The following is a 23,913-nucleotide window of genomic DNA, read 5'->3' on the forward strand; positions in this document are numbered from 1 at the left end:
CGATGACTGAAGAAATTACGACGGCGGCACCTCCCGTTGAGGAGGCCGCACCGGCGGTTGAGCCCGAGATCCAAGGGATTTCGACAGGCTCAATCACCAGGGGCGCCGGAGTCACTCCCCGCGACACTTTTGTGGACGGCGCGGCACTGTTTCCCGGCGACACCGGCGTTCTCTCGATGAAGGTGCGCCAGGCGCTGGTCAAGCTGCTCAAGGGTCCGTACGTTGACGGCGGCCGCGACGAGAAGCTGTGGACCACGCTGCTGGACAATCAGATCATCCTGCGCAGCCGCCTGTCCGAGCTGTTCCTGACCCTGCAGCTGGACCACGAGCGCAAGATCGCCGTCCTGCGCCCGGTGGATCCTGAGGCCATCGGCGGCAGTAGCCGGTCGAGCATCCTGCGCCAACAGCGTGCGCTGAGCCGGGTGGAGACCATCGTGCTGCTCCGCCTGCGGATGCTGCTGGACCGCCACGTCACGGCCCAGACCGATGCCACCATCACCCGCGAGGAAATCGCCGACCTCGTGGCCCACTACCAGCCCGCCGGACAGCAGGACGCGCTGCGGGATTCGGACGTGGTCACCCGGGCCATCACCAAGCTCCTGGCCCGCCAGCTGCTTCTCACCACCGGCCTGGATGACGTCTACACCATCTCCAACGCCCTCCCGCTGGCCCTCCCCTTCGAAAACATCGGCGACATCCCCGCCCAAATCGAAGCCCTGGTAGCAGCAACCGCAGACCCAACAGGCACAGAAGCACTGATAGAACTCGACACAGACTCTGGTGCGGACGACGACGCCGATGCCGCCCCCGCCCCTCCGCCGGGCGACTCCGCTGCAAGCAGCGAGTCGCCCGGCTCCGACAGGCCCGATGCCACTCCCTGGGCGGCATCGGCGTCGTCGTCCGTGGGTGCGCAGGTTCCGGGCACGAGTGGCGCCGCGAACGGACCCATCGAGGGGGCAGAAGCATGAGCATCGCAACCATGCTGCCGATGGGCGATCTCACGAACCCCGGTCAGATGCGCCTGGCGTTGGTGCAGGTGGTCAACTGGGGCACGTTCCATGGGGCGCACACGATGCACGTGGACCGGAACGGAACCCTGCTGACGGGCAACTCGGGCGTGGGCAAGTCCACGCTGTTTGACGCCATGCTGCGCGTATTCGATGCCCGGCCGCGCTCCAACGAGGCCGCGGCCCAGCGTGCCGGCGGTGCTGTGGAGGACAAGAGGACCACTTTCACGTACATGCGCGGCAAGGTGGGCGACAAGGCCGTTGGCGAAGGCTCGGCCAGTGCGTTCCAGCGCCCGGGTGCCACCTGGTCCGCCGTCGCCCTGACGTTTGATAACGCCGCGGGCACCCGCATCACGGTGTCCGCACTGTTCGACCTGCCCAAAAACGGCACGGAGTCCAGTGTTGGGCGTTTCTACGTGATCGACAGCAAGCCGCTGGACCTGCCGGCCATCGAGGGCATCGCGGACAAGCGCTTCACCAAGGCTGCGCTGGAGACGATCTTCCCGGACGCCCAGATCTTCGATGTCCACAAGGCCTTCGCGGAGCGTTTCCGACGGCTCCTCGGCATCAGTTCGGACCAGGCTCTGCCCCTGCTGCGCGTGATCCAGGCCGGCAAGGGCCTGGGCGGCAGCGTCAATACCTTCTTCCGCGACCAGGTCTTGGACGCCCCCGCCACCCTCGCCGCGGCCGATGACGTGGTGGAGGAATTCAGCAACCTCATGTCCATCCGGCAGCGGCTGGAGGACGTGCGGCAGCAGCGGGACCAGCTGGCCCCCGTGCCCGGCCTGAACAAGGAATACGCGCAGTCGCTCCTCGACGCAAACCGGCTCCGTGAGCTGTCCGGCGAGGAGTTCGAAGCCTACAAGCAGCAGCTCGCCGTCACGGTCCACCAGAAAACGCTGGCGCGGTTCAAGGAGCTGGCCCAGGCGAAAGCCAAAGAGCTGGGCGCGGAGCGCTCGGTCCGCGACGGGCTGGCCAAGGATCTGCGCCAGCTGGAGACCGATTACAACAACCAGGGCGGCAACGCGATCTCCGCGATCGAGCAGTCGCTGGACAACGCCAAGGTGGGTCTGCGGCTGCGCGAGCAGGTGGAGGAAGCGGCCCGCAAGGCCCTGTCCGACGCCGGCCTGCAGCTGGAGTGGACCGCTGACGGTTGGGAACAGGCCCACGAGCAGGCTGCCGCCAGGTCGGCCGAGCTCAAAGACGACTCCCAGGCCCTGCAGGAGCTCCGCTTCGAAGCCTTCGACGGCCACGCCACCAAAAAGCGTGAGCTGGCGGCAGCCCAGCAGGAGCTGCTGTCACTGAAGACGCGCAAGTCCCTGCTGCCGCCGTCGAGCATTGAAAACCGTGCGGCCATAGCCGCGGCCACTGGCGTTCCTGAGGACCGGATGCCGTTCGGCGGCGAGCTGATGGACCTCGCCGAAGGGGAGGAACACTGGCGGCCGGCCGCGGAGCGTGCCCTCCGGAACCTCGCCACCACGTTGCTGGTCCCCGGCGAACATTTCGCCGCGGTGACCCGCTACCTGAACGACAACAAAGTACGTGGCGCCCTGCGCGCGGTGGACGTATCCAAGCCGCTCGCGGGCGGCGCCCTCGCCGTGGAGGACGCGCGCGACGGCGATCTGCTCACCAAGCTGGACATCCTCGCCAGCGGCGCGGTGGCGGACGCCGGGGAATGGATCCGGGAGCGGATCGCCCTCGATTTCGCCTACCCGTGCGTCGAGGACCCCAACGAGCTGGCCGCACTGGACAAGGGCCTGAGCCTGGGCGGTGTGGTCAAACGCAACCGGCACACGGTGGAGAAGGACGACCGTTTCACCAGCCGCCAGGACTACGTGCTCGGTTTCGACAACGCCGCCAAACTGGAACTCGTGGCCGCCCAGGTAGAGGACCTGCAACAGGAGCTGGCCAAGGCGGCCGAACTGGCCCAGAGCCGCGAAGAGTCGCACCAGGGCATGAGCCGGCAGCTCGACGCCCTGCGGCTGATTGCGGAGGACCACCGCCCCTGGGAACAGGTATCGGCTGCAGTCGCCGCGGAGGAACTCACCCGGATTGAACAGCGCCTCAAGGACGCCCTCGCAGCACAGGCGGACCTGGAACCGCTGCGGGCCAACATTGAGGCGGCGCGGCAGAAACACCAGGCCAGCACCGAAGCCGCAGCAGTCCTGCAGAGCGAATACAAGGCCCTGGACCGGCAGATGAGCGCTGCCGATTCGCTGCTGGAAGCCGCGCGGGCCCGCCTGGAGCAGGCGCCGCCGTCGGACGCCACCGTCACGGCGCTGGAACCGTACTTCACGGACTTTGGCGACGTCAGCGAGATGCACGAGCTGGACAACCTTGCCAACCGTGTACGGACGGCGCTGCTGGGGGAGCTGCACGCCGCCGAGACGCGCGGGCAGGCAACCTCCGAGCGGCTGACCCGGATCTTCGAGGGCTTTGTGCGCGAGTGGGGCTCCGCGATCTCCGCGGACCACGGCACCTCCATCGGTGCGGCAGGGGAGTTTGAAGGCCGCTACCACGCCATCGTCAGCGACGGCCTGCCCGCCCAGGAGTCCGAGTTTCGGCAGTTCTTCAACCAGCGCACGCATGAATCGTTCAGCACGCTGCTGCACCTGCTGGACGAGGAGCGGCGGTCCATTACCAGCCGCATCCTGCCGCTCAACGGCATCCTGTCGGAGGTCAACTTCCATGAGGGCAGTTTCCTGGAGCTGGACATCAAGCAGACCCTGCCGGCCACGGCCAAGCAGTTCAAGGACGCCATCCAGAACGCGCTGAAAGCCCGGCACACGCGCCCCGCCCGCGCCGGATCCGGCGCGGGTTCCGGCCCGGAAGCCGGGGGAGGCGACGACGCCGAGCTCACCGCCCGCTACAAGACCCTCGAAACGCTCGTCAAGCGGCTCGGCTCGCCCACCCCCGAGGACCGGCGCTGGCGCGCCGAAGTCCTGGACGTCCGCGGGCACCTGTTTATCCAGTGCAAGGAGCACCGTGAGGTGACCGGGCCGGCGTCGGGCAGGAAGGGCGGCGGCAAGCGGACCGACGTGTACATGCACGCCGACACCGGTTCCATGTCCGGCGGCGAGCGGCAGCGCTTCACCGCGTTTATCATGGCCGCGGCGCTGAGCTACCAGCTGGGCATCGCCGAGCAGGGGTTCACCACTTACGGCACGGTGATGATGGACGAGGCGTTTGTGCTGGCGTCGGAGGAGTTCGCGGGTGCGGGCATCAAGGCGCTGCACGAGTTCGGCTTCCAGCTCCTGCTGGCGGCGCCGGAGAACGTGATCGACCTGTCGCGCCATCTGGGCTCGGTCACCGAAATCCTGCGGGACAAGCGCACCAACCGTTCAGGCGTGCTGACGGCACCGGTGATCCGGCCCAGGCCCGGCGCAGAAGGTCAGTGGCGGTCCGAGGCGAACCCCGTGGACATCGTGCTCCGCTAACCAGTCTTCTTGACTCCAACGCGGGGTCACATAACGCCCAAAATTCCCGCCGGGAAGGGCCATATGTGACCCCGCGTTGCTATTGGTTGAGGGCAGCCGTGCAGGCGTCGATCTGGGCCTGGACGATTGCGCCGTAGTGTCCCACCAGCTCGTCAAAGTCCCAGCCGTCGAAGAGGCCCAGCGTGCGGACGGTCTCGCCGAAGCCGGTCATCAGGGCCACCACGGTGGAGGCGAACCGCCGCTCCGGTGTTGTGTCCCCGATCAGGCTCGCGATGGCGGCGAGGTACCTTTCGCGGACATCCGTCCGGGCTGCCTCGGGGTCGGGAGAGTCCAGCACGGCGAACGGGATGACGGCCCACGGCTCCTGCGTTCCGCGTTCCCGGCGCATCAACACACGGAAGACGAGGGCCCTGCCGAGTTCCGACGTCGGGACCTCCAGTTCGGCGAGCTGCGATTCGTCGGGCCGGACGGCGGCATAGAGCTTTTCCTTGGAGACGAACAGTTTCATGACCAGGGCCGCCGAAACGCCAGCGTCCGCGGCTATGTCCCGCACCGTGACGGCACGGTAGCCGCGTTGCCCGAAAAGGCGTCCGGCTGCGCTGAGGATCGCGTCGTGGCTGGGGCTGCTCATGCGCCCACCGGCTCTGTGGACTTTTCCTCCACACGCGGCGCGGCGAAGTCCAGCGTCATGGAGCGGTTGTCGACCGCGAGTTTCTGCGCCATGGCCTCGTGGGTCATCGGATGAAGCATGGTCACGATGTAGCGGCCGGCGAGGGGCAGCGGAAACGCATACGCGCCGTCGTCGTCCGAAAGCGTGGTTGCCACATAACCGCCGCCTGCCTCGAGGAGGGTCACCACCGCGCCTGCCACAGCCTCACTGCCGGCGGTGACCAGGCCGGCGATCTCCAGCCGGTCCCGAAGCAGGAAGTTCTGGTGGCGGGTGCGGCCGTCGAAGTCGAAGACCTCGGCCATCGGTGCCCAGCCCGCTGCGTTGGCCACCATGAGGTACTTCCCGGCGCCGGGGAGGGCCACCGAATAGTTGCCCTCCGCATCCACCCGGCTCCAGTCCACCGGCTCGCCGGCGGTCTGAAGCACGGTCACGACGGCGGGAGTGACGGGGCGGTTGTCAGGCGCAAGGACGCGCCCCTGCACCACGATTTCCGCCGCTGCAGATCCGGAGACGGGGGAGCGGTGGCCCGCGGTGGCCCGCGGAATGAAGACCGTGGCCACCACCGAGGCGGCCGATGCCAGCGCAGCCAGCCAGAAGACGTCCTTGAAAGCGTCGAAGGATGGAAGCTGCACCGCCCCGACGGTCATGCTGACTGAGGTGAGGACGGCGGCAACCGCGGCGCTGGATGTCGAGGTGCCGATGGACCGGACCAGGCTGTTCAACCCGTTGGCCGAGGCCGTCTCGGTGCGCGGCACCACGCCCATGATCAGTGTCGGCATGGCGGCGTAGGCGATGGCTGTGCCGACGCTGACCACGGTTGAACCGATGATCACCCACGCGATGGAGTCGTAGAAGAAGACGCGGCCCACGTAGCCCACAATCATCACAATGGCACCGGCGATCAGCGCGGACTTGCCGCCGGAGACCCGGATGATACGTCCGGAAACAGGCGCGAAAACCATCATGGCGAGCCCGGACGGGACCATGCACAGGCCAGCGGTGATCACGTTCAGTCCGAAACCGTAGCCCGTGGCGGTAGGCAGCTGGAGCTGCTGGGTGGTGAGGAGCATGTTGGCGAACATCGCGAAACCGATGAGCAGCGAGGCCACGTTGGTCATGAGCACCGGTCGGCGCCCGGATGTCCGCAGGTCAACCATCGGCTGGCTGACTTTCAGCTCGTACGGAACCCAGACGGCCAGGAGTATTGCGGCCGTAAGGAACAGCAGCAGCACCGGCTCCGAGCCCCAGCCCCAGGTGCCGCCCTTGGAAATCGCCAGTAACAGGGCTGCCAAAGCCGCGGACAGCACCAGCGCTCCTGCGTAATCGAAGCGCCCGGCCGTGCGGACCTTTGATTCCGGAACCACCAGCAGCACGGCAACGAGCAGCAGTGCACCTGCGGCAGCGGACACCCAGAAGATCGAGGCCCACCCCAGGCTCTCGTACAAGAGTCCCGCCAGGGGCAGGCCCAAGGCGCTGCCGATTCCCAAAGTGGCGCTCATCAACGCAACGGCGGAGCCCATCTTCTCTTTGGGCAGTTCATCGCGCATGATGCTGATGCCCACCGGAATCAGGGCGGCGGAGAAGCCCTGGAGTGCGCGGCCGATGATCAGCCACACGAAGGATCCGCCAACTGCTGCCATTACGGAACCGGCCACCATGATCGCCAGGCACACCACCATCATCTTGCGCTTGCCGTACATATCCGCGCTGCGGGACACGATGGGCGTTGCCACGGCACTGGAGAGCAAAGTGGCGGTTACCAGCCAGGAGGCGTCGTCGGCGGTCACGTCCAGAAGTTCGGGGAAATCCGGAAGCAGCGGAATCACGAGTGTCTGCATGAGGGCCACCACCGTGCCACTGAGGGCCAGGACGGCGGTGATGGCGGACGGGGACGGGCTCCGTTTGGTGTTCAGGGCGTTGGAACGCGGCATCAGGTGCTTTCAGGTGTGGACCGGGACGGGGTGAGGCGTCGTGAACGCATGTTTACCCTCTTAAGAGTGAACCACCGTTCACCCCTGCCGGCAATGACCTGGCGCTATTTGTTGCGTCACATAATCAATTACGCAATGGAAAGCTTTTCTAATTCTGAGCAGGCTAGGCTAGCCTTACTTAGGTTCGCATCATTCACCTAAGGAGTTCCGTGACTTCCCCCCTCTTCTCCGGCCCGAGCGCCACCCGCCGCACGCTGTTCAAGTCAGCCGGCAAGGCAACGGCCGTTCTGGCCGCCGCGGCACTCACACTGTCCGCCTGCTCCACCGGCCCCGCGTCCTCCACCTCGGACGCCAGCACCTCCAGCTCCAGCAGCTCGCAGTTCCCGGTCACCATCAAGCACGTCTTCGGTGAAACCACCGTCAAGGAACAGCCCAAGCGCGTAGTCACCGTTTCCTGGGTCAACGACGACGTTGCCCTTGCCCTCGGCGTAGTCCCGGTGGGCGTCCCCAAGAACGAATGGGGCGGCAACGAGCAGGGCTCCACGCCGTGGAAGGACGCGGCGCTGAAGGAACTCGGCGCGGGCTTCGGTTCCGACAAGGCTCCGGTCCAGTTCTCCGAGGCTGACGGCATCAACTTCACCGAGATCGCCAAGCTCACACCGGACGTCATCCTGGCTGCCTACTCCGGCCTGACCGAAGAGGACTACAAGAAGCTCAGCGAGATCGCCCCCGTGGTGGCGCACCCCGAGGTTGCCTACGGAACCTCATGGCAGGATTCAACCTCGATCATCGGCAAGGCCCTGGGCAAGGAGGCTGAAGCTACCAAGCTCATCGCCGATACTGAGGCCACCGTCAAGACGGAAGCTGCCAAGTACCCGCAGATCGCCGGCAAGAGCTACATCTACGGTTACACCGATCCCGCGGACCTCACGGCAACGGGCTTTTACACCGCCAATGACAACCGTCCGAAGTTCCTGTCAGCTATCGGGATGAAGCTTGCCCCGGTCGCCGAGAAGGCTTCCGCCGGCTCCAAGGACTTCTTCGTGACATGGTCCGCCGAGAAAGCCAACGAACTTGAGGCCGATATCTTCCTGAGCTCGGTTGAGAATACCGCGACCGCCGCGGCGGTCAAGAACGACCCCCTGCTGGGCCAGATTCCGGCCGTCAAGAACGGCGCGTTCGTTGCCGACGCGGACAAGAGCCTGGTCCTGGCAATCTCCGCCTCCTCGCCGCTGAGCCTGCCGTGGGCGCTGGACACCTTCCTCCCGCAGCTCGCCACCGCCGCGGATGCAGTGAAGTAAGCACCGCTCCATGACGGAAAGTACGATGACGGCACCCGCCGGACAGCGCGAACGGACACTTTGGGCCCCGATCGGGTCGCAACGAGGGCCCCAAGTGTCCGTTCGCGCCGGTCGATTGGCTAGCGCCGGCGGGAAGGCCAGAACCAGGCAGGTTGCCTGGCTGCTGGCCGCCGTCGTCGTACTTTCTTTGTTAGCCGCCGCTTCCCTGGCCATCGGCGCCCGGGGCCTTTCCCTGACCACCGTGTGGCAGGCGCTCACCCAGTTCGACGCCGCCAACGGGGACCACGCCGTGGTCCACGCACGCATCCCGCGCACCGTCCTCGGCATCCTCGTTGGCGGTGCCCTGAGCCTGGCCGGCGCCGCCATGCAGGGCGTTGCCCGCAATCCGCTGGCAGATCCGGGCATCATGGGTGTCAATGCCGGCGCCGCGCTGGCCGTGGTCACCGGCATTTACCTTTTTGGCGTCACCTCCCTGAGCGGCTACATCTGGTTCGCGTTTATCGGCGCCGGAGCCGCCGCCGTCGTGGTCTATCTCGTCGCGTCCATGGGCAGGGACGGTGCGACGCCGGTCAAGCTCGCCCTCGCCGGGGCAGCCCTCAGTGCGGGACTCTATTCCCTGATGAGCGTCATTCTCGTCTCCAGCCAGGACACCCTGGACCGCTTCCGTTTCTGGCAGGTGGGCGGAATCTCCGGCCGCGACTGGGCAGTGGTGCTCCCGGGCCTCCCGTTCCTTGCCGTCGGGGCACTCATAATTCTGGGCACCAGCCGCATCCTCAACAGCCTCGCGTTGGGTGATGACATCGCCCGCGGCCTGGGCCAGCGTGTGGGCCTGACGCGTGGGGTCACCGCCCTGGGCATCGTGCTGCTGTGCGGCTCCGCGACGGCATTGGCTGGGCCCATCGGCTTTGTTGGCCTGGTCATTCCGCACGCGGTCCGGTCACTCACTGGCCCCGACTACCGCTGGATCCTGCCGTTCTCCCTGGTCCTCGCGCCGGCACTTTTGCTCGGCGCGGACATCATCGGCCGCGTTGTGCTGCTTCCCGGCGAGGTCCCGGCCGGCATCATGACCGCACTCGTGGGTGCGCCGGTCTTCGTCTGGCTCATCCGCCGCGGCAAGGGGGCCGGCCTGTGAACCTCGTCGAAACCAAACCCCCCGTTGACCTATCACTTCCGGTTGCCAAAACCGGGTCTAAACGACCAAAACTGATAGAGCAACATTGGCGGACCGCCGCCCTGGCCCTCGGCGTCGTGGTTATGTTCGCCGTGTACGTCCTCCTGGGCAGCTACACCGTGACTGTCCCGGACTTTTTCAAGATCCTCATCGGGCACCTGACCGGCGGCGAGAAAATCCCCGGCGCAAGCTTCATTGTCATGGAGAACAAGCTGCCCCGGGCCGTCATCGGGGTGATGATCGGTGCCGCGTTCGGCCTCTCCGGCGGCCTGTTCCAGACCATGCTCCGCAACCCGCTGGCCAGCCCCGACGTGATCGGCATCAGCTACGGAGCGAGCGCGGCCGCGGTCACCGCCATCGTGATCTTCGGCGCCACAGGTCCCGCCGTGTCCGGAGCGGCACTGGGCGGCGCGCTGGGTATCGCAGCGCTGATCTACGCCATCTCCCGCGGACCGTCACTGGGCTCAGGCGGCGGCAACCGGGGGAACGCCGCGGGCAACCGGCTGATTCTGGCCGGTGTGGGCATCGCCGCCGCCCTCCACGCGGTGGTCAACTTCATGATGACCCGCGCGGACATCCGCACGGCAGCTGACGCACTCGTCTGGCTTAACGGCTCCCTCAACTCCGCCAACTGGGACCGGGCGGGCATGCTCTCCTTGGCGCTGCTGGTCCTGGTCCCCGCCGTCATCGCCCTTGCCGGGCCGCTGCGCATCCTGGAACTCGGCGACGACGCCGCGGCCGGGCTGGGCATCCGCGTCGGGTTCACGCGCCTCGCCGTGGTGGTCACCGCCGTCGCACTCGCCGCCGTGGCGACGGCGGCTGCCGGGCCGGTCTCATTCGTCGCGTTCCTGGCTGGGCCCATCGCCCGGCGCTTCACCCGAAAAGCCAGCCTCCCGGCGTCGGCCCTGGTAGGTGCGCTGATTGTCCTCACCGCCGACTACGTCGCGGCCAACCTCGCCCCATTGCTGCTGGACGGCACCGTGCTGCCCGTCGGCGTTATCACCGGCGCGCTCGGTGCCCCGTTCCTGCTGTGGCTTCTGGTCACCGCCAACCGAAAGGATGCCTGACATGGCCGTTCTTAGCGCCCAGGACCTCACCCTCAAATACGACCAGCGCTGCGTGGTGGACGGCCTCACGGCGGATATCCCCGAGGGCAAGGTGACCATGATTGTAGGCGCCAACGCCTGCGGCAAATCCACGCTCCTCCGCGGCCTGTCCCGCCTCCTCAAACCGGCAGCCGGCGTGGTCACGCTGGACGGCAAGGACATCCACGCCCGCCCGGCCCGTGAACTGGCGCGCACCCTGGGCCTCCTCCCGCAGCACCCCACGGCGCCGGACGGCATCGCGGTCCGCGACCTCGTGGGCCGCGGCCGGTATCCGCACCAGGGCTTCTTCCGCAGCTGGAGCGCCGAGGACGACGCCGCCGTGCAGCGCGCGCTCGAAGCGACAGAAACGCTGGAACTCGCTGAGCGGAACGTCGACGAACTCTCCGGCGGCCAGCGGAAGCGCGTCTGGATCGCCATGGCGCTGGCCCAGGAAACCGAAGTGCTTCTGCTGGACGAACCCACCACTTACCTGGACCTTGCCCATCAGGTAGAGGTCCTGGACCTCATCACGGATCTGAACCGCAAGCGCGGCACCACCGTGGCCATCGTCCTGCACGACCTGAACCTCGCGGCACGCTACGCCGACCATGTCATCGCCATGAAGGGCGGCGAGATCGTGGCCCTGGGTGACCCCATAACCGTTGTCACCGAAAAGATGGTCCGTGACGTCTTTGGCCTTGAGTCCCGGGTGATTCCCGATCCGGTCTCGGGCACACCCCTGATCATCCCCATCGGCCGCCACCACGCCACCGCAACCGAACTGGAGCTCGTTTCATGAAGACCCGCGACATCGCCGCCACCGAGCCCATGACCCTGGCTTTCGAGGTGACTGTTTCCTCGGTGCAGGAGCTGAGCCCCAACTTCCGCCGGATCACCTTCGGCGGCTATTCGCTGCGGGACTTCGGCGTTCACGGCGAGACCATGGACCTGCGGATCAAGCTGATGATCCCGTCCCTGGCGTCCGATGGGACCCGGCTGCCCCTGCCGGTCTTCGAAATGTCGCAGACCGGCTGGTACCAGGAATGGCTGGCCATGGACCCCGCAGTCCGCGGCTCGATGCGCACCTACACGGTCCGTCAGTCCCGGCTTGATGCCGTTTATCCGGAAATTGACGTTGACTTTGTGATGCATTTCGACGCCGAGGGACACGGCGGACCCGCCGCGAACTGGGCCCTGAACGCCAAGCCGGGTGACGCCATCACCCTCATCGGCCCCAACAACCGCGCCGCCCACTGTGTCACGGCCGAGATCTACTCCGGCATCGAGTGGCGGCCGGGTATGGCCCAGCGTGTCCTGCTGGCCGGCGACGAAACCGCCATCCCGGCCATCTCCGCGATCCTCGAAAACCTGCCGTCCTACATGAGCGGCCATGCCTTCCTGGAAGTACCGGAGGCCGGTGACTTCCTCGATCTCAAGACAGCCGCCGACGTCGACATCACCTGGCTTGCCCGGGGTGCCGCGATCGGCCGCTCACGCCCGCACGGCGAGCTGCTGCAGCAGGCAGTGCGCACTGCAGTTCCCGTTCCCGGCTGGGTGGGAATCAAAGCGTCCGACGCCGGCGCGGGCCCGGAGCCCGAAGACGTCAATGTGGACGTGGACATCCTCTGGGAGACCCCCGCGCGGATGGAAACAGCCGAAATTGAGGCCACCAAGAACCCCGCCATGCCCGCCGGCGCCATGCCCTTCTACGCCTGGATCGCCGGCGAGGCCGCCGTTATCAAGGACATGCGGCGGTACCTCGTGCGCGACGTCGGGATCGACCGCAAGCAGGTTGCGTTCATGGGGTACTGGCGCCAGGGTAAGGCCGAGGTCTAGCCGAGCGCTTCTGGCCCTTCCCCTACCACCGGGATCTTGATGAATCATCACCTTAACGAACCACGGTCGTTGCCACTCCCGAAAGTCAGGGTGTTGCAACGACCGCTGGAACTCGCCAGGTCCCGGTGGGTCTGTCTTACCGGTAGACGCGGACCCAGTCGACCTGCATCTGCGAGGGCTTGGTGGCGGAGCCGTCCGGGAACCAATCCAGCTGCAATGTCTGCTTCATGGCCACAGAGGGCTGGTGCGCCGGGTTCGTGTCAGTGAAGGTCTTTACTCCGTCGACGTATCCGCTGATCCCGGCCGGGGTCCACTCCACCGCGTAGTTGTGCCACTGTGTGCCATCGACGGGCGTCGCCGCTGTGGTCTGGAAATCCGCTCCACCACAGGCGTAGTGCAGGAAGAACCTCATCACGGAGGTGACTGAGCTGCCCTCGGCATAATCGATCTCGGCACAGTTCGGGGCAGCGTTGTTGTTGAGGATCAGGACCGGGTGGTATTTCGGGTCCCGTGAATTGGTTTTCATGCGCGTTTCCCAGCGACCATACTTTTGTTCCGCGAACTTTGCCGACATGCCGCCAGTCGTGCCGGCTGCGTCTCCGCTGACGGTGGCCACGCCGTTGGCAACCGACCAAGCCTGGGGACTGCGCAGGCCCTTGCCGGCATGCCCTGCACTGTTATAGACACTCCATTTTGTCCGGTCCGGTGCGCCGGTGTTGGAGAATTCGTCGCCCGTCAGGACCGGGCCCCAACCGAAGGCGGCAGCTGCCTGCGCACCGTCACCCGTCGTGGCGAGAGCCTGGCCGGCTGCGGGCCCCGGCTGGGCCGGGGCCGGGGCAGCGGCAAGCGCGGGCGCCGGCGGCGTGACGGCTGCCGCCGGGGTTGCCGCCGCCAAAGCGGGGGTCTCGCTGCTCGAAGCCGTGGGCGCCGGAGACGCTGCGGCTGAAGACGCCGTGGCTGCGGCAGTTGGGGCTGGAGTGGCAGGTGCTGACGCGCGGCCAGCCGAGGATGGGGCAGACGCCCCATTGGTCGTAGGGGCTAGGCCGCATCCTGTCAGGGACAAAGCACCCATGGTCGTTATGATGGCTATTTTCTTGAACAAGATACCTCCGGGCTAGGACTGGAAGAAAACGACTGATGCACTTGAGACGATGACGAGTGCGGAAAGCATCCTTGGGCCCCTTGGTGGGGCCGGAGCTAGCAGGCGCCGAAGGGGCGCATCGGGGGTCCAGTGATCGGGCGCCCGGGGCCCTGCATTGGGGCCAGCCGCCAACGTTACCTGATCGTGACCATCGGTCGCAAAAATGTGACAGAGGCTGAGCAGCTGCTGATGATCAGAGGCGGCGGCTTGGTGGACACGCCTTGCACCCGGCACTGCAAACGCTCCCTTGCACTCTGCCCCTAGATCTCAACCCTTCTGCACATCCTGTTGCTGTCCGTTTACCTTGGTGTTTCTTTGGGCGGTTACTTTCAGTGGATGGGTTCTAATCCTTTGCTTTCGGACCGTGAGGGCCGGCGGGTGTTTGTCGCTTTGGGGGACTCGTTTACAGAAGGTGTTGGGGACCGGGATGAGCGGCTGCCCAACGGGGTCCGGGGGTGGGCTGACCGGGTGGCCGAGAAGCTGGCCAAGGCTGAGCCGGGGTGGGAATATGCCAACCTGGCCATCAGGAGCAAGCGCCTGCGCCACGTCATCACCGAGCAGCTGGAACCGGCGCTGGCCATGAGGCCCACGCTGATCACGCTGTACGCCGGCGGAAACGACATCCTGGACATCGGCACGGACATGGCTGCCCTGATGGACGAGTACGAGGACCTCGTGGCGCGACTCGCCGGGACGGGGGCCACGGTGGTCCTGTTCACCGGCTTCGACGTCAAAGTCTCGGCCGTTCTGGAGCTGCTGAAGAAGCGGAACACGGTCTACAACCAGCGCGTCCGCGAGATCTCTGCGAAATACGGGACAGTCCTGGTGGATTACTGGTGCCTGGACGCCTTCCATGACCGGCGGATGTGGGACTCGGACCGCCTCCACATGTCCAAGGCGGGCCACAAATACCTCGCCGGGCAGGTGCTGGACCAGCTCGGGGTGCCCCACAAAATCCGGCTCAAGGACTGGGACCCGCCGGCGCGGCTCAGCCTCCGGGAGTGGGAACAGCGGCAGCGTCGTTGGGTTAACGACTGGGTGCTGCCGCTTTTTGGCCGCAAAATCAGGGGCGTCACCCTCGGGGATGCACTGGCGCCGCGCTGGCCAGAACCGGTCAAGGTGCCGCGGAAGCGCGGGCTGAAGAAGCTGATGGACCGGGACGCGGTGCTCAAGAACAGCCCGAAAGCAAGCGGTTTGTAAACAGCTGTTGACTTGTGTGCAACATCACAGATACTGTTGCGGCACTGACGACGACTCAACGCGTCAGCTCTAGTCCGCTCAGCGCTGCGTGGGCCGTTCGGGGCGTGAACCGCCGCCGTCGGGATGCCAGCGTGAACGCGGAATCCCCAACCTGCCCCTTCGGCACACGGCGTCCTTTGGCGTGCGCCGGGAGGGCCCCAGCCTTGAGAGGCACCACCGCGATGACTGACAGTTCCCTTCATTTTGACCGCAGGAAACTCCTGAAAGCAGCAGCGTTGACCCCATTCGCAGGCCTGGCACTGTCCGGCTGCGGGGCAAAGCCCGCCGATAGCGCGGCAGCCAACAAGACAGTCACGGTCACCTCCTACGGCGGCTCCTACAATGACCAGCTGACCCAGACGATTCTGGACCCCTTCTCCAAGCAGTCGGGGATCCAAACCACGCTGCTGGCCAACACCAGCCTGGCCTCCCTCAAGGCCCAGGTGCAGTCCGGGGACGTGCAGTGGGACCTCGTGGAAATCACCGCCCCGGAATACGAAACGGCCGTGGCAGAAGGCCTCCTGGAGCCGTTCGACTACGACATCATCAGCGACAAGGGCCTGCCCGGCTACGCCAAGGCGGAGTACGGCATCAAGTACCTGAGCTTCCTGTTCGTGATGGCCTGGGACCAGAAGGCCATCCCCGATGCGCAGGCCCCCAAGGACTGGGCGCAGTTCTTCGACCAGGGCAAGTACGATACCAAGCGCTCGGTCTACAACCAGCTCTCGGACAGCTCCGTGCTGGAGGCCGCACTCCTGGCCGACGGCGTGCCGTTCGACAAGATCTACCCGCTTGACGTCGACCGGGCCCTGCGCGTGCTGGGCCACCACCCCGGCAAGGACCGCCTGCTTTACCACGCGGCCAACCAGGAGCCCATCCAGCAGCTCACCTCGGGCGAGGTCTCGCTGTCCACGAGCTTCAACAACCGCATCAACGCGGCCCGAAACGACGGCGCCAAGCTGAACTTCAGCGCGGAGAACGCGGTGCTGGCCGGCGACTACTTCGTGGTGCCGAAGGGGGCCAAGAACAAGGAAGCCGCCTTCAAACTGATGAACTTCATGTCCAACGACGCCGAGGCCGGCGCCGCCTTCGATACGGTCACCAACCTGACCCTGGCCAACACTCCGGCACTGTCCAAGCTGCCCAAGGAAGTCGCAGACACCCTGCCCACCAGTCCGCGCCTGGCCGACAAGATCCTGGTCCGTGACGACAAGTGGTGGTCGGAGAACCTGAAGAAGACCGAGCAGCAGTTCAAGCTGTGGCAGGCCAGCTGACATGAGCAACGCAACCTTGCAACGCGCGCGTCCGGAGGGACGCGCCCCGGCACCGGAGCAGGAGAAACCCCGACGGCGGCGCACCACCTGGTGGCTGCTGCTGGCCCCGATCCTGGCCTTCGACGTCGTACTGTTCCTCAGCCCGCTGGGCAAACTGGTGGGCTCGAGCTTCACCGGCAACGCCTATCAGCGCGTCCTCGAAGACCCGCTGGTGGTCCGTTCCCTGATCAACACCCTGAGCATCAGCCTGGCATCCACCGTCGTCACCGTGGTCCTGGGCTACGTCATTGCCCTGGTGCTGTGGCGCTCCGGCACGGTGACCCGCGTGATCCTGTTCGCCGTGGTGCTGCTGCCCTTCTGGACCGGCATCCTGGTGAAGAACTTCGCGTGGGCCGTGCTCCTGCAGGACAACGGCATCGTGAACTCCTTCCTCCAGACGGTGGGCCTCACCGATGCTCCCATTGAGCTGCTGCACAACCGGCTGGCCGTGATCATCGGCATGGTTCACTGCCTGCTCCCGTATGCGGTGTTCCCGATTTTCTCCTCGCTGACTTCCATCGATGACCGGCTTGCCCTGGCGGCGCGTTCGCTCGGGGCCAAGGAAGCCTCAATCTTCCGCCGGATCACCCTGCCGCTCAGCACGCCGGGCATCTCCGCGGCAGGCTTGCTCGTGTTCATCATCAGCACCGGCTTCTTCATCACCCCGGTGGTCATGGGCGGACCCGGCGACATGATGATCGCCAACCAGATCGACTACTACGCGCGCCAGCTCACCGACTTCTCCGGGGCCGCGGCCCTGGCCGTGATCCTGACAGTGCTGGTCAGCATCCTCGTTGCCATCTACCAGCGAGTGCTCAAGGCGGGAGGCCAACATGCAGACAACTAATCCCCGGCAGCGACTGCTGACGCTGCTTTCCATTCCGGTGTTCCTGTTCCTGGTGGTCCCGACGGCGATCGTGGTGCCTGTTGCTCTTAATGACAGCCGCTACATCACGTTCCCGCCCGAAGGAATCTCGTTCGCCGCCGTCGCCGGCTTCTTCGCTGATAAGGCTTGGACCTCGGCCCTGACGGCCAGCCTCCAATCTGCAGCGATCGCCGTCGTGATCGGTGTGATTCTCGGCGCGACCGCGGCGATCGGCCTGCACGGGCGCAAGTTCCCGGGCCAGCAGGCTGTCGTCGGGCTGATCCTGGCGCCGATGATCGTCCCCACCGTGGTGCTGGCGCTGGCGTTCTACCAGTTCTTCATCTCGCTCGGCGTGCTGGGCAGCATCCTCCCCATCGGCCTGGCGCATGCCGTCATCGCCACCCCGTACGTGTACTTGACCACGCGTGCCAGCCTTGCCGGACTGAACCCGGCGCTGGTCAATTCGGCGCAGAGCCTGGGCGCCGGATGGCTGTCCGTGTTCCGACACGTCTACCTGCCGGTCATCTTGCCTGGGCTGGTTTCCGGGGCGCTGTTCGCCTTCTCGGTCTCCATCGACGAGACCGTGATGTCGCTGTTCATGCAGTCGCCCAGCGCCACCACCCTGCCCGTGAAGATGTTCACCGACATCCAGTTCAACCTGACCCCCAAAATCGCGGTGTCCTCGGCTCTGTTGGTCACCGTGGCCACCCTGGGGCTGTTGTTCCAGGTCATGTTCGTTCTCAAACGGCGTTCCACCGCCAGGATGCTGCCGCTGGCCGTGTCCGCACCAAACTAAGGAAGGCCCATGACTACTTCAGTGATTTCCGCAGCAGCAAGCACCCGGACGACGGCGTCCGCGCAGGGTTCCATTGAACTCCGGCAGGTCCGCAAGACGTACGGCGACGTAGTTGCCGTCGACGAACTGGACCTGGTGGTGGAACCCGGCGAATTCGTCACCCTGCTGGGACCGAGCGGATCCGGCAAGACCACCACCATGATGATGGTGGCCGGCTTCGAGGAGCACACGTCCGGGAGCGTCCTGATCGACGGAAAGCCCGTGGATTCGCTCCCGCCCCGGGACCGGAACCTGGGCGTCGTGTTCCAGAACTACGCCCTCTTCCCGCACATGAGCGCCCGCGAAAACGTGGAGTTCGCGCTCCGGATGCGCAAGATACCCAAAGCCGAACGGCGTCAACGCGCCGATAGCGCGCTGGAACGCGTGGGCCTGGGCAAGATGGGCGACCGCAAGCCACGCCAGCTCTCCGGCGGGCAGCAGCAGCGCGTGGCCCTGGCCCGCTCCCTGGTGTTCAACCCGGCCGCACTGCTCCTCGACGAGCCCATGGCTGCCCTCGACAAGCGGCTCCGCGAACACATGCAGGAAGAGATCAAGACGCTGCAGAAGAGCCTGGGCATCTCCGTCCTTTTCGTCACGCACGACCAGGACGAGGCCATGGCCATGTCGGACCGGATCGTGGTCATGAAGGACGGCAGGATCGTCCAGTCGGGCCCGCCCGAAGAGGTCTACAACCACCCGCTCACGGACTGGGTGGCCAGCTTCCTGGGCGACACAAACCTCATCCCGTGCACCGTCCTGGAACGCAAGGACGGCGAGGCGCTGGTTGACCTCGGCGGCCTGGGCCTGGGCAGGGTTCGCGACCGCGGCGTCACCGGCGAGAAATACGCCGTGTCCATCCGTCCGGAAAACCTCAAGTTCAGCTCCGAGGCAAGCACGGACAACTGCGGCAAGGCGTCGCTGGTCTCCTCGACCAACCTGGGCGCCACGGTGCGCCACCGTCTGACGGCCGGCGGCCACGAACTCCAGGTGCGCGAACTCAGTTCCGATGCGTCGGGTCGGCCCGCGTCAGGCGCGGAGCTGTTCGTGACCTGGGAGCCGGACAAGGCGCAGCTGCTGGTTCTGGAGCAGTAGGTCCTCCCGGGGAACTGCCGCGGATGCCGGGCAGTTCCTCGGAGCCTGCTGGTGCAGGGGCCAGGGGCCTAGTTGTCCAGCAGGTTTTCGTAACCCTCAGCCACGGTCGTGGCGGTGAATTCGATAACTTCGAACTCGGCCACTCCGTTGCTGTAGAAGGGGTCCTTGGCCAACGCAGCATCTAGTGTGATTCGGTCGGCCTTGGACAACAGCACACCGCCCACCGCCGGAACCAGGCGTCCGGACGCAAGGAACACGCCGTCGTCGAACGCCTGCTTAACCCACGCCATATGCGCAGGGCGGTGATAGTCCACGATGTCTTCGGGCACCTTGTAGGTCAGCGATACAACAAACATAAAGTCAGCCTACCCGGATGGGTCCACGGGAACTGGTGCGTCACTTGAACGCTCAACCACGCTCTGCTTCTAGAATGGACGCATGACCGAACCGCGCTGGCTCAACGCCGACGAACGCCGTGCCTGGCTGGCACTCCTGAGCATCAACACGCTGCTGCCGGCTGCCCTGGACAACCAGCTCCACACGGCCGGCAAGGTGTCCCTGTTTGATTACAACGTCATGGCCATGCTGTCCGAGGCCGAGGGCCGCTTCCTGCCGATGAGCCAGCTGGCCGCCCGCACGAGTTCGTCGCTGTCCCGGCTCTCGCATGTGGTTGCCAAACTGGAGAAGCGCGGATGGCTGGAGCGGCGTCCGCACCCCCGCGATGCACGGGTCACCACCGCACACCTGTCCGACGTCGGGATGGCCACTTTGGAGGCACTCGCACCGGGGCACGTGGAGGCGGTGCGCACCAAGTTCCTGGACGCCCTGACGGAACGTGACGTCAATGACCTTGCCCGCATCGGCGAAAAGATCGTTGCCCGGCTGGACGATGACCACTGGATCCTGCGCGAGACCGAAAGCCGGCCATAAGCCGTCGCCCTGATGGACACCGTCCGGACAGGCCCCGCCTTGGTTGCTCCCGGCAACAGATGAAAGACTGACGCCATGGACTTTTCGACCAGGTATGTAGCGCTCGGCGATTCCTTCACGGAAGGGGTCGGGGATGACGATCCCAGCCGCCCCAACGGCGTCCGCGGCTGGGCGGACCGCGTGGCGGAGCAGCTGGGCGCGGAAGATCCCGGCTTCGGCTACGCCAACCTCGCCATCCGCGGCAGGAAGCTCCGCCAGATCATGGCAGAACAGGTGGACGCCGCCGTCGAACTTAACCCCACCCTGGTGACCATCTACGCAGGTGCCAACGACATTCTGCGGCCCAAGATCGACATCGACGATCTGCTGGCGGAATACGACACCGGCATCCGCAAGCTGGCGGCGACCGGAGCCACCGTGGTGCTGTTCACCGGCTTCGACGCCCGCGGCTCCAAAGTCTTCAGCACCATGCGCGGCCGCACCGCCATCTACAACGAACTGGTCCGCGGCATTGCCGGGGACCACGGAGCGTTGCTGGTGGATTACTGGCGCTTTAACGAGTACTACGACTGGGGCATGTGGGCCCAGGACCGGATGCACATGTCCGCCGCCGGGCACGCCAACATGGCCAAACGCGTCCTTACCGTCCTGGAGCACGACCACTCGATCGAAGTCCCGCCCATGACCCCGGTGCCCGAGCTGAACCGGGCCGAAGCCCTCCGCGCCAACGCCCGCTGGGTCCGCGAATTCGCCGGCCCGTGGGTGGTCCGCCGCGTCACCGGCAAGTCCTCGGGCGACGGACTGGAGCCCAAGTACGCCCAGCTCACGCGCCCCTGAGGCAACGCCCCCTTATACACCGTCCGAGCCCGGATTGGTCTTTAATTGCGTGAACTCGTAGACTTGGTGAGCGCTAAGTGCGCGGAGCGTGCGCAATTGCTCCGGTGGCCCGGTAATTTTCTCCAGGGTAGCCGGTAGTTAGGGGCTCAAGTTGCGTGACGAACCGTTCACCCTGATCACTTTGGGTCGCACTTAGCCGCATGATCCTGCAGCAGATATGCGGATCATTACATTCAATTCTTGAGGAGAAGTCATGGCAGCACACTGCCAAGTGACCGGAGCCGAGCCGGGCTTTGGGCACAGCATTTCGCACTCGCACCGTCGCAACAAGCGTCGGTTCGATCCGAACATCCAGAAGAAGCGCTACTGGGTTCCGTCCCTGCGCCGTAATGTCACGCTGCAGCTTTCTGCAAAGGGCATCAAGACCATCGACGTACGCGGCATCGACGTAGTCGTCGCCGCCATCCTTGCTCGGGGAGTGAAGCTCTAATGGCTAAGGACAAGGACGTACGTCCGATCATCAAGCTCAAGTCGACTGCGGGCACGGGTTACACCTACGTGACGCGGAAGAACCGTCGTAACGACCCGGACCGCATGGTTCTGAAGAAGTACGATCCCAAGATCCGTCAGCACGTCGAATTCCGAGAGGAGCGCTAAACACATGGCTAAGAAGTCAATGATCGCAAAGAACGAACAGCGTAAAGTCATCGTTGAGCGTTACGCTGCAAAGCGCCTCGAACTGAAGAAGGCTCTGGTTGACCCCAACTCGACCGACGAAGTTCGCGAAGCAGCACGCCTCGGCCTGCAGAAGCTTCCCCGCAACGCGTCGCCCGTCCGTCTGCGTAACCGCGACATCATCGACGGCCGTCCCCGCGGTACCTTCCAGAAGTTCGGTATCTCCCGTGTTCGCTTCCGCGACATGGCTCACCGTGGTGAGCTCCCGGGCATCACCAAGTCTTCCTGGTAATTCAGTACCGCTGATTCCAGCTGCTTGAGAAGGGCCGGCAACCATTTGGTTGCCGGCCCTTCTGCGTTTAAGGCTTGCGGTGATCGAGCCCATCGGTGATCGAGCTTGTCGAGATCCGTGAGAGGCGTCGGCCGTTGTGCCGCAGCACACAGAACTCACTTACGACGGCGGCGCCCGAATTTGGGTGCCGATGCCGGCTTTGGGCCCGGAATGGCGGGGTTTCGACCTGTTGTGGGGGTGGATTTGCGGTGGGGGTTGGGTGGGTGTATTGTTTTCTAAGTCGCCGCGAGGGGAACAGCGAAGAGCTGGTTACCGCGGGCGGCCAAACCCCCTAATTCAAGACCAAATGTTGGTTGTTCTTTTGAGCGCCTTTGTTTGGTGGGGATGTGTTTTCTGCTGGTGCGGGTCCTGGAATATGGATTTGCATCGGGGCGGGAAACCGGGTAAGTTTGAAAAGTTGCTCCGGAGCGATCCACGGCCGATTGAATGGTTGTGGTGGTGCCGGGTGTGTCTGTTGTTTGAGAACTCAATAGTGTGCCAAGTTTGTTGATACCAATTTATTGTATTGAATTGGTTGAATTGACTGGATTATGCCACCCCGTGGTGTGGTCTGGTTTTTACAGCTGGTTTCAAATTTTGTGCAGCCATTTTATCCTGTTATTTCCGGGGTTGGTGGTTGTGTCTGTTTTACTTCAACGGAGAGTTTGATCCTGGCTCAGGATGAACGCTGGCGGCGTGCTTAACACATGCAAGTCGAACGATGATGCCAGCTTGCTGGTGGATTAGTGGCGAACGGGTGAGTAACACGTGAGTAACCTGCCCTTAACTCTGGGATAAGCCTGGGAAACTGGGTCTAATACCGGATATGACTCCTCATCGCATGGTGGGGGGTGGAAAGCTTTATTGTGGTTTTGGATGGACTCGCGGCCTATCAGCTTGTTGGTGAGGTAATGGCTCACCAAGGCGACGACGGGTAGCCGGCCTGAGAGGGTGACCGGCCACACTGGGACTGAGACACGGCCCAGACTCCTACGGGAGGCAGCAGTGGGGAATATTGCACAATGGGCGAAAGCCTGATGCAGCGACGCCGCGTGAGGGATGACGGCCTTCGGGTTGTAAACCTCTTTCAGTAGGGAAGAAGCGAAAGTGACGGTACCTGCAGAAGAAGCGCCGGCTAACTACGTGCCAGCAGCCGCGGTAATACGTAGGGCGCAAGCGTTATCCGGAATTATTGGGCGTAAAGAGCTCGTAGGCGGTTTGTCGCGTCTGCCGTGAAAGTCCGGGGCTCAACTCCGGATCTGCGGTGGGTACGGGCAGACTAGAGTGATGTAGGGGAGACTGGAATTCCTGGTGTAGCGGTGAAATGCGCAGATATCAGGAGGAACACCGATGGCGAAGGCAGGTCTCTGGGCATTAACTGACGCTGAGGAGCGAAAGCATGGGGAGCGAACAGGATTAGATACCCTGGTAGTCCATGCCGTAAACGTTGGGCACTAGGTGTGGGGGACATTCCACGTTTTCCGCGCCGTAGCTAACGCATTAAGTGCCCCGCCTGGGGAGTACGGCCGCAAGGCTAAAACTCAAAGGAATTGACGGGGGCCCGCACAAGCGGCGGAGCATGCGGATTAATTCGATGCAACGCGAAGAACCTTACCAAGGCTTGACATGAACCGGAAATACCTGGAAACAGGTGCCCCGCTTGCGGTCGGTTTACAGGTGGTGCATGGTTGTCGTCAGCTCGTGTCGTGAGATGTTGGGTTAAGTCCCGCAACGAGCGCAACCCTCGTTCTATGTTGCCAGCGCGTTATGGCGGGGACTCATAGGAGACTGCCGGGGTCAACTCGGAGGAAGGTGGGGACGACGTCAAATCATCATGCCCCTTATGTCTTGGGCTTCACGCATGCTACAATGGCCGGTACAAAGGGTTGCGATACTGTGAGGTGGAGCTAATCCCAAAAAGCCGGTCTCAGTTCGGATTGGGGTCTGCAACTCGACCCCATGAAGTCGGAGTCGCTAGTAATCGCAGATCAGCAACGCTGCGGTGAATACGTTCCCGGGCCTTGTACACACCGCCCGTCAAGTCACGAAAGTTGGTAACACCCGAAGCCGGTGGCCTAACCCCTTGTGGGAGGGAGCTGTCGAAGGTGGGACTGGCGATTGGGACTAAGTCGTAACAAGGTAGCCGTACCGGAAGGTGCGGCTGGATCACCTCCTTTCTAAGGAGCACCTACAGATTGTTCATGCCATGTATGTGGT

The 23,913-nt window shown here is 64.7% G+C and carries 21 protein-coding genes and 1 rRNA gene; 18 read left to right on the plus strand and 4 right to left on the minus strand.

Features of this window, described 5'->3' with window-relative positions; translation table 11 throughout:
* The first annotated feature begins 2 nt into the window (after positions 1–2).
* The gene (locus AU252_RS11230; RefSeq protein ID WP_058930789.1) at positions 3–968 is read left to right on the plus strand and encodes a DUF4194 domain-containing protein; all 966 of its coding nucleotides are present in this window, start codon (positions 3–5) and stop codon (positions 966–968) included.
* Positions 965–4,444 carry an ATP-binding protein gene (locus AU252_RS11235; RefSeq protein ID WP_058930790.1) on the plus strand — a complete coding sequence of 1,160 codons (3,480 nt, stop codon included), beginning with the start codon at positions 965–967 and terminating at the stop codon, positions 4,442–4,444. Before AU252_RS11230 ends, AU252_RS11235 begins: the two co-directional genes overlap by 4 nt.
* A 79-nt stretch (positions 4,445–4,523) precedes the next feature.
* Here AU252_RS11235 and AU252_RS11240 read toward each other — a convergent pair whose 3' ends face one another.
* Positions 4,524–5,075 carry a TetR/AcrR family transcriptional regulator gene (locus AU252_RS11240; protein WP_058930791.1) on the minus strand — a complete coding sequence of 184 codons (552 nt, stop codon included), beginning with the start codon at positions 5,073–5,075 and terminating at the stop codon, positions 4,524–4,526.
* The gene (locus AU252_RS11245; RefSeq protein ID WP_058930792.1) at positions 5,072–7,045 is read right to left on the minus strand and encodes an MFS transporter; all 1,974 of its coding nucleotides are present in this window, start codon (positions 7,043–7,045) and stop codon (positions 5,072–5,074) included. The genes AU252_RS11240 and AU252_RS11245 overlap by 4 nt, the downstream gene beginning before the upstream one ends.
* Before the next feature lie 209 nt (positions 7,046–7,254).
* Between AU252_RS11245 and AU252_RS11250 the strand changes: the two genes are divergently transcribed.
* The 5 genes from AU252_RS11250 (at position 7,255) to AU252_RS11270 (ending at position 12,438) form a co-directional block, all read left to right on the plus strand.
* On the plus strand, positions 7,255–8,346 hold the full coding sequence (locus tag AU252_RS11250; protein ID WP_058930793.1) for an iron-siderophore ABC transporter substrate-binding protein: 1,092 nt from the start codon (positions 7,255–7,257) through the stop codon (positions 8,344–8,346).
* Between the two features lie 10 nt (positions 8,347–8,356).
* Entirely contained in the window at positions 8,357–9,478 is a 1,122-nt protein-coding gene (locus AU252_RS11255) for a FecCD family ABC transporter permease (protein ID WP_205630669.1), read from the plus strand.
* Positions 9,479–9,600: 122 nt separating this feature from the next.
* Positions 9,601–10,584 (plus strand): FecCD family ABC transporter permease, encoded by a 984-nt coding sequence (locus AU252_RS11260; protein WP_058930794.1) that lies wholly within the window; start codon positions 9,601–9,603, stop codon positions 10,582–10,584.
* A gap of 1 nt (position 10,585) precedes the next feature.
* Entirely contained in the window at positions 10,586–11,401 is an 816-nt protein-coding gene (locus tag AU252_RS11265) for an ABC transporter ATP-binding protein (protein ID WP_058930795.1), read from the plus strand.
* Positions 11,398–12,438: a siderophore-interacting protein gene (locus AU252_RS11270; protein WP_058930796.1), complete on the plus strand. Its 1,041-nt coding sequence runs from the start codon at positions 11,398–11,400 to the stop codon at positions 12,436–12,438. Before AU252_RS11265 ends, AU252_RS11270 begins: the two co-directional genes overlap by 4 nt.
* Positions 12,439–12,574: 136 nt before the next feature.
* On the opposite strand, the gene AU252_RS11275 is transcribed toward AU252_RS11270, so the two are convergent.
* Positions 12,575–13,333 (minus strand): glycoside hydrolase family 16 protein, encoded by a 759-nt coding sequence (locus AU252_RS11275; protein WP_083510354.1) that lies wholly within the window; start codon positions 13,331–13,333, stop codon positions 12,575–12,577.
* Positions 13,334–13,915: 582 nt separating this feature from the next.
* Here AU252_RS11275 and AU252_RS11280 point away from each other — a divergent pair.
* The 5 genes from AU252_RS11280 (at position 13,916) to AU252_RS11300 (ending at position 18,923) form a co-directional block, all read left to right on the plus strand.
* The gene (locus tag AU252_RS11280; protein WP_058930797.1) at positions 13,916–14,779 is read left to right on the plus strand and encodes an SGNH/GDSL hydrolase family protein; all 864 of its coding nucleotides are present in this window, start codon (positions 13,916–13,918) and stop codon (positions 14,777–14,779) included.
* Between the two features lie 221 nt (positions 14,780–15,000).
* Positions 15,001–16,092 carry an extracellular solute-binding protein gene (locus AU252_RS11285; RefSeq protein WP_058930798.1) on the plus strand — a complete coding sequence of 364 codons (1,092 nt, stop codon included), beginning with the start codon at positions 15,001–15,003 and terminating at the stop codon, positions 16,090–16,092.
* Position 16,093: 1 nt separating this feature from the next.
* Positions 16,094–16,978, plus strand: a complete 885-nt coding sequence (locus AU252_RS11290; protein WP_058930799.1) for an ABC transporter permease — start codon at positions 16,094–16,096, stop codon at positions 16,976–16,978.
* A complete protein-coding gene (locus AU252_RS11295) occupies positions 16,965–17,792 on the plus strand; it encodes an ABC transporter permease (RefSeq protein ID WP_056342111.1) in 828 nt (275 codons plus the stop codon). The genes AU252_RS11290 and AU252_RS11295 overlap by 14 nt, the downstream gene beginning before the upstream one ends.
* Positions 17,793–17,801: 9 nt before the next feature.
* A complete protein-coding gene (locus tag AU252_RS11300; RefSeq protein WP_058930800.1) occupies positions 17,802–18,923 on the plus strand; it encodes an ABC transporter ATP-binding protein in 1,122 nt (373 codons plus the stop codon).
* Between the two features lie 68 nt (positions 18,924–18,991).
* On the opposite strand, the gene AU252_RS11305 is transcribed toward AU252_RS11300, so the two are convergent.
* Positions 18,992–19,279 carry a YciI family protein gene (locus AU252_RS11305; protein WP_058930801.1) on the minus strand — a complete coding sequence of 96 codons (288 nt, stop codon included), beginning with the start codon at positions 19,277–19,279 and terminating at the stop codon, positions 18,992–18,994.
* An 82-nt stretch (positions 19,280–19,361) separates the two neighbouring features.
* Here AU252_RS11305 and AU252_RS11310 point away from each other — a divergent pair, with 82 nt between their 5' ends.
* The 6 genes from AU252_RS11310 to AU252_RS11335 all read left to right on the plus strand — a co-directional run bounded on the left by AU252_RS11310 (position 19,362) and on the right by AU252_RS11335 (position 23,873).
* Positions 19,362–19,853, plus strand: a complete 492-nt coding sequence (locus tag AU252_RS11310) for a MarR family winged helix-turn-helix transcriptional regulator (RefSeq protein WP_056342119.1) — start codon at positions 19,362–19,364, stop codon at positions 19,851–19,853.
* Positions 19,854–19,928: 75 nt separating this feature from the next.
* Entirely contained in the window at positions 19,929–20,690 is a 762-nt protein-coding gene (locus AU252_RS11315; RefSeq protein ID WP_058930802.1) for an SGNH/GDSL hydrolase family protein, read from the plus strand.
* Positions 20,691–20,943: 253 nt separating this feature from the next.
* Positions 20,944–21,180, plus strand: a complete 237-nt coding sequence (gene rpmB / locus AU252_RS11320; RefSeq protein ID WP_056342125.1) for a 50S ribosomal protein L28 — start codon at positions 20,944–20,946, stop codon at positions 21,178–21,180.
* A complete protein-coding gene (gene rpmG, locus AU252_RS11325; RefSeq protein WP_013602737.1) occupies positions 21,180–21,347 on the plus strand; it encodes a 50S ribosomal protein L33 in 168 nt (55 codons plus the stop codon). Before rpmB ends, rpmG begins: the two co-directional genes overlap by 1 nt.
* A gap of 4 nt (positions 21,348–21,351) precedes the next feature.
* A complete protein-coding gene (gene rpsN / locus AU252_RS11330) occupies positions 21,352–21,657 on the plus strand; it encodes a 30S ribosomal protein S14 (RefSeq protein ID WP_026266887.1) in 306 nt (101 codons plus the stop codon).
* A gap of 692 nt (positions 21,658–22,349) precedes the next feature.
* Positions 22,350–23,873 (plus strand): 16S ribosomal RNA (locus tag AU252_RS11335).
* Positions 23,874–23,913 lie beyond the last annotated feature (40 nt).

Origin of the sequence: Pseudarthrobacter sulfonivorans (genome assembly GCF_001484605.1) — a bacterium.
Classification (GTDB): Bacteria; Actinomycetota; Actinomycetes; order Actinomycetales; family Micrococcaceae; genus Arthrobacter; species Arthrobacter sulfonivorans_A.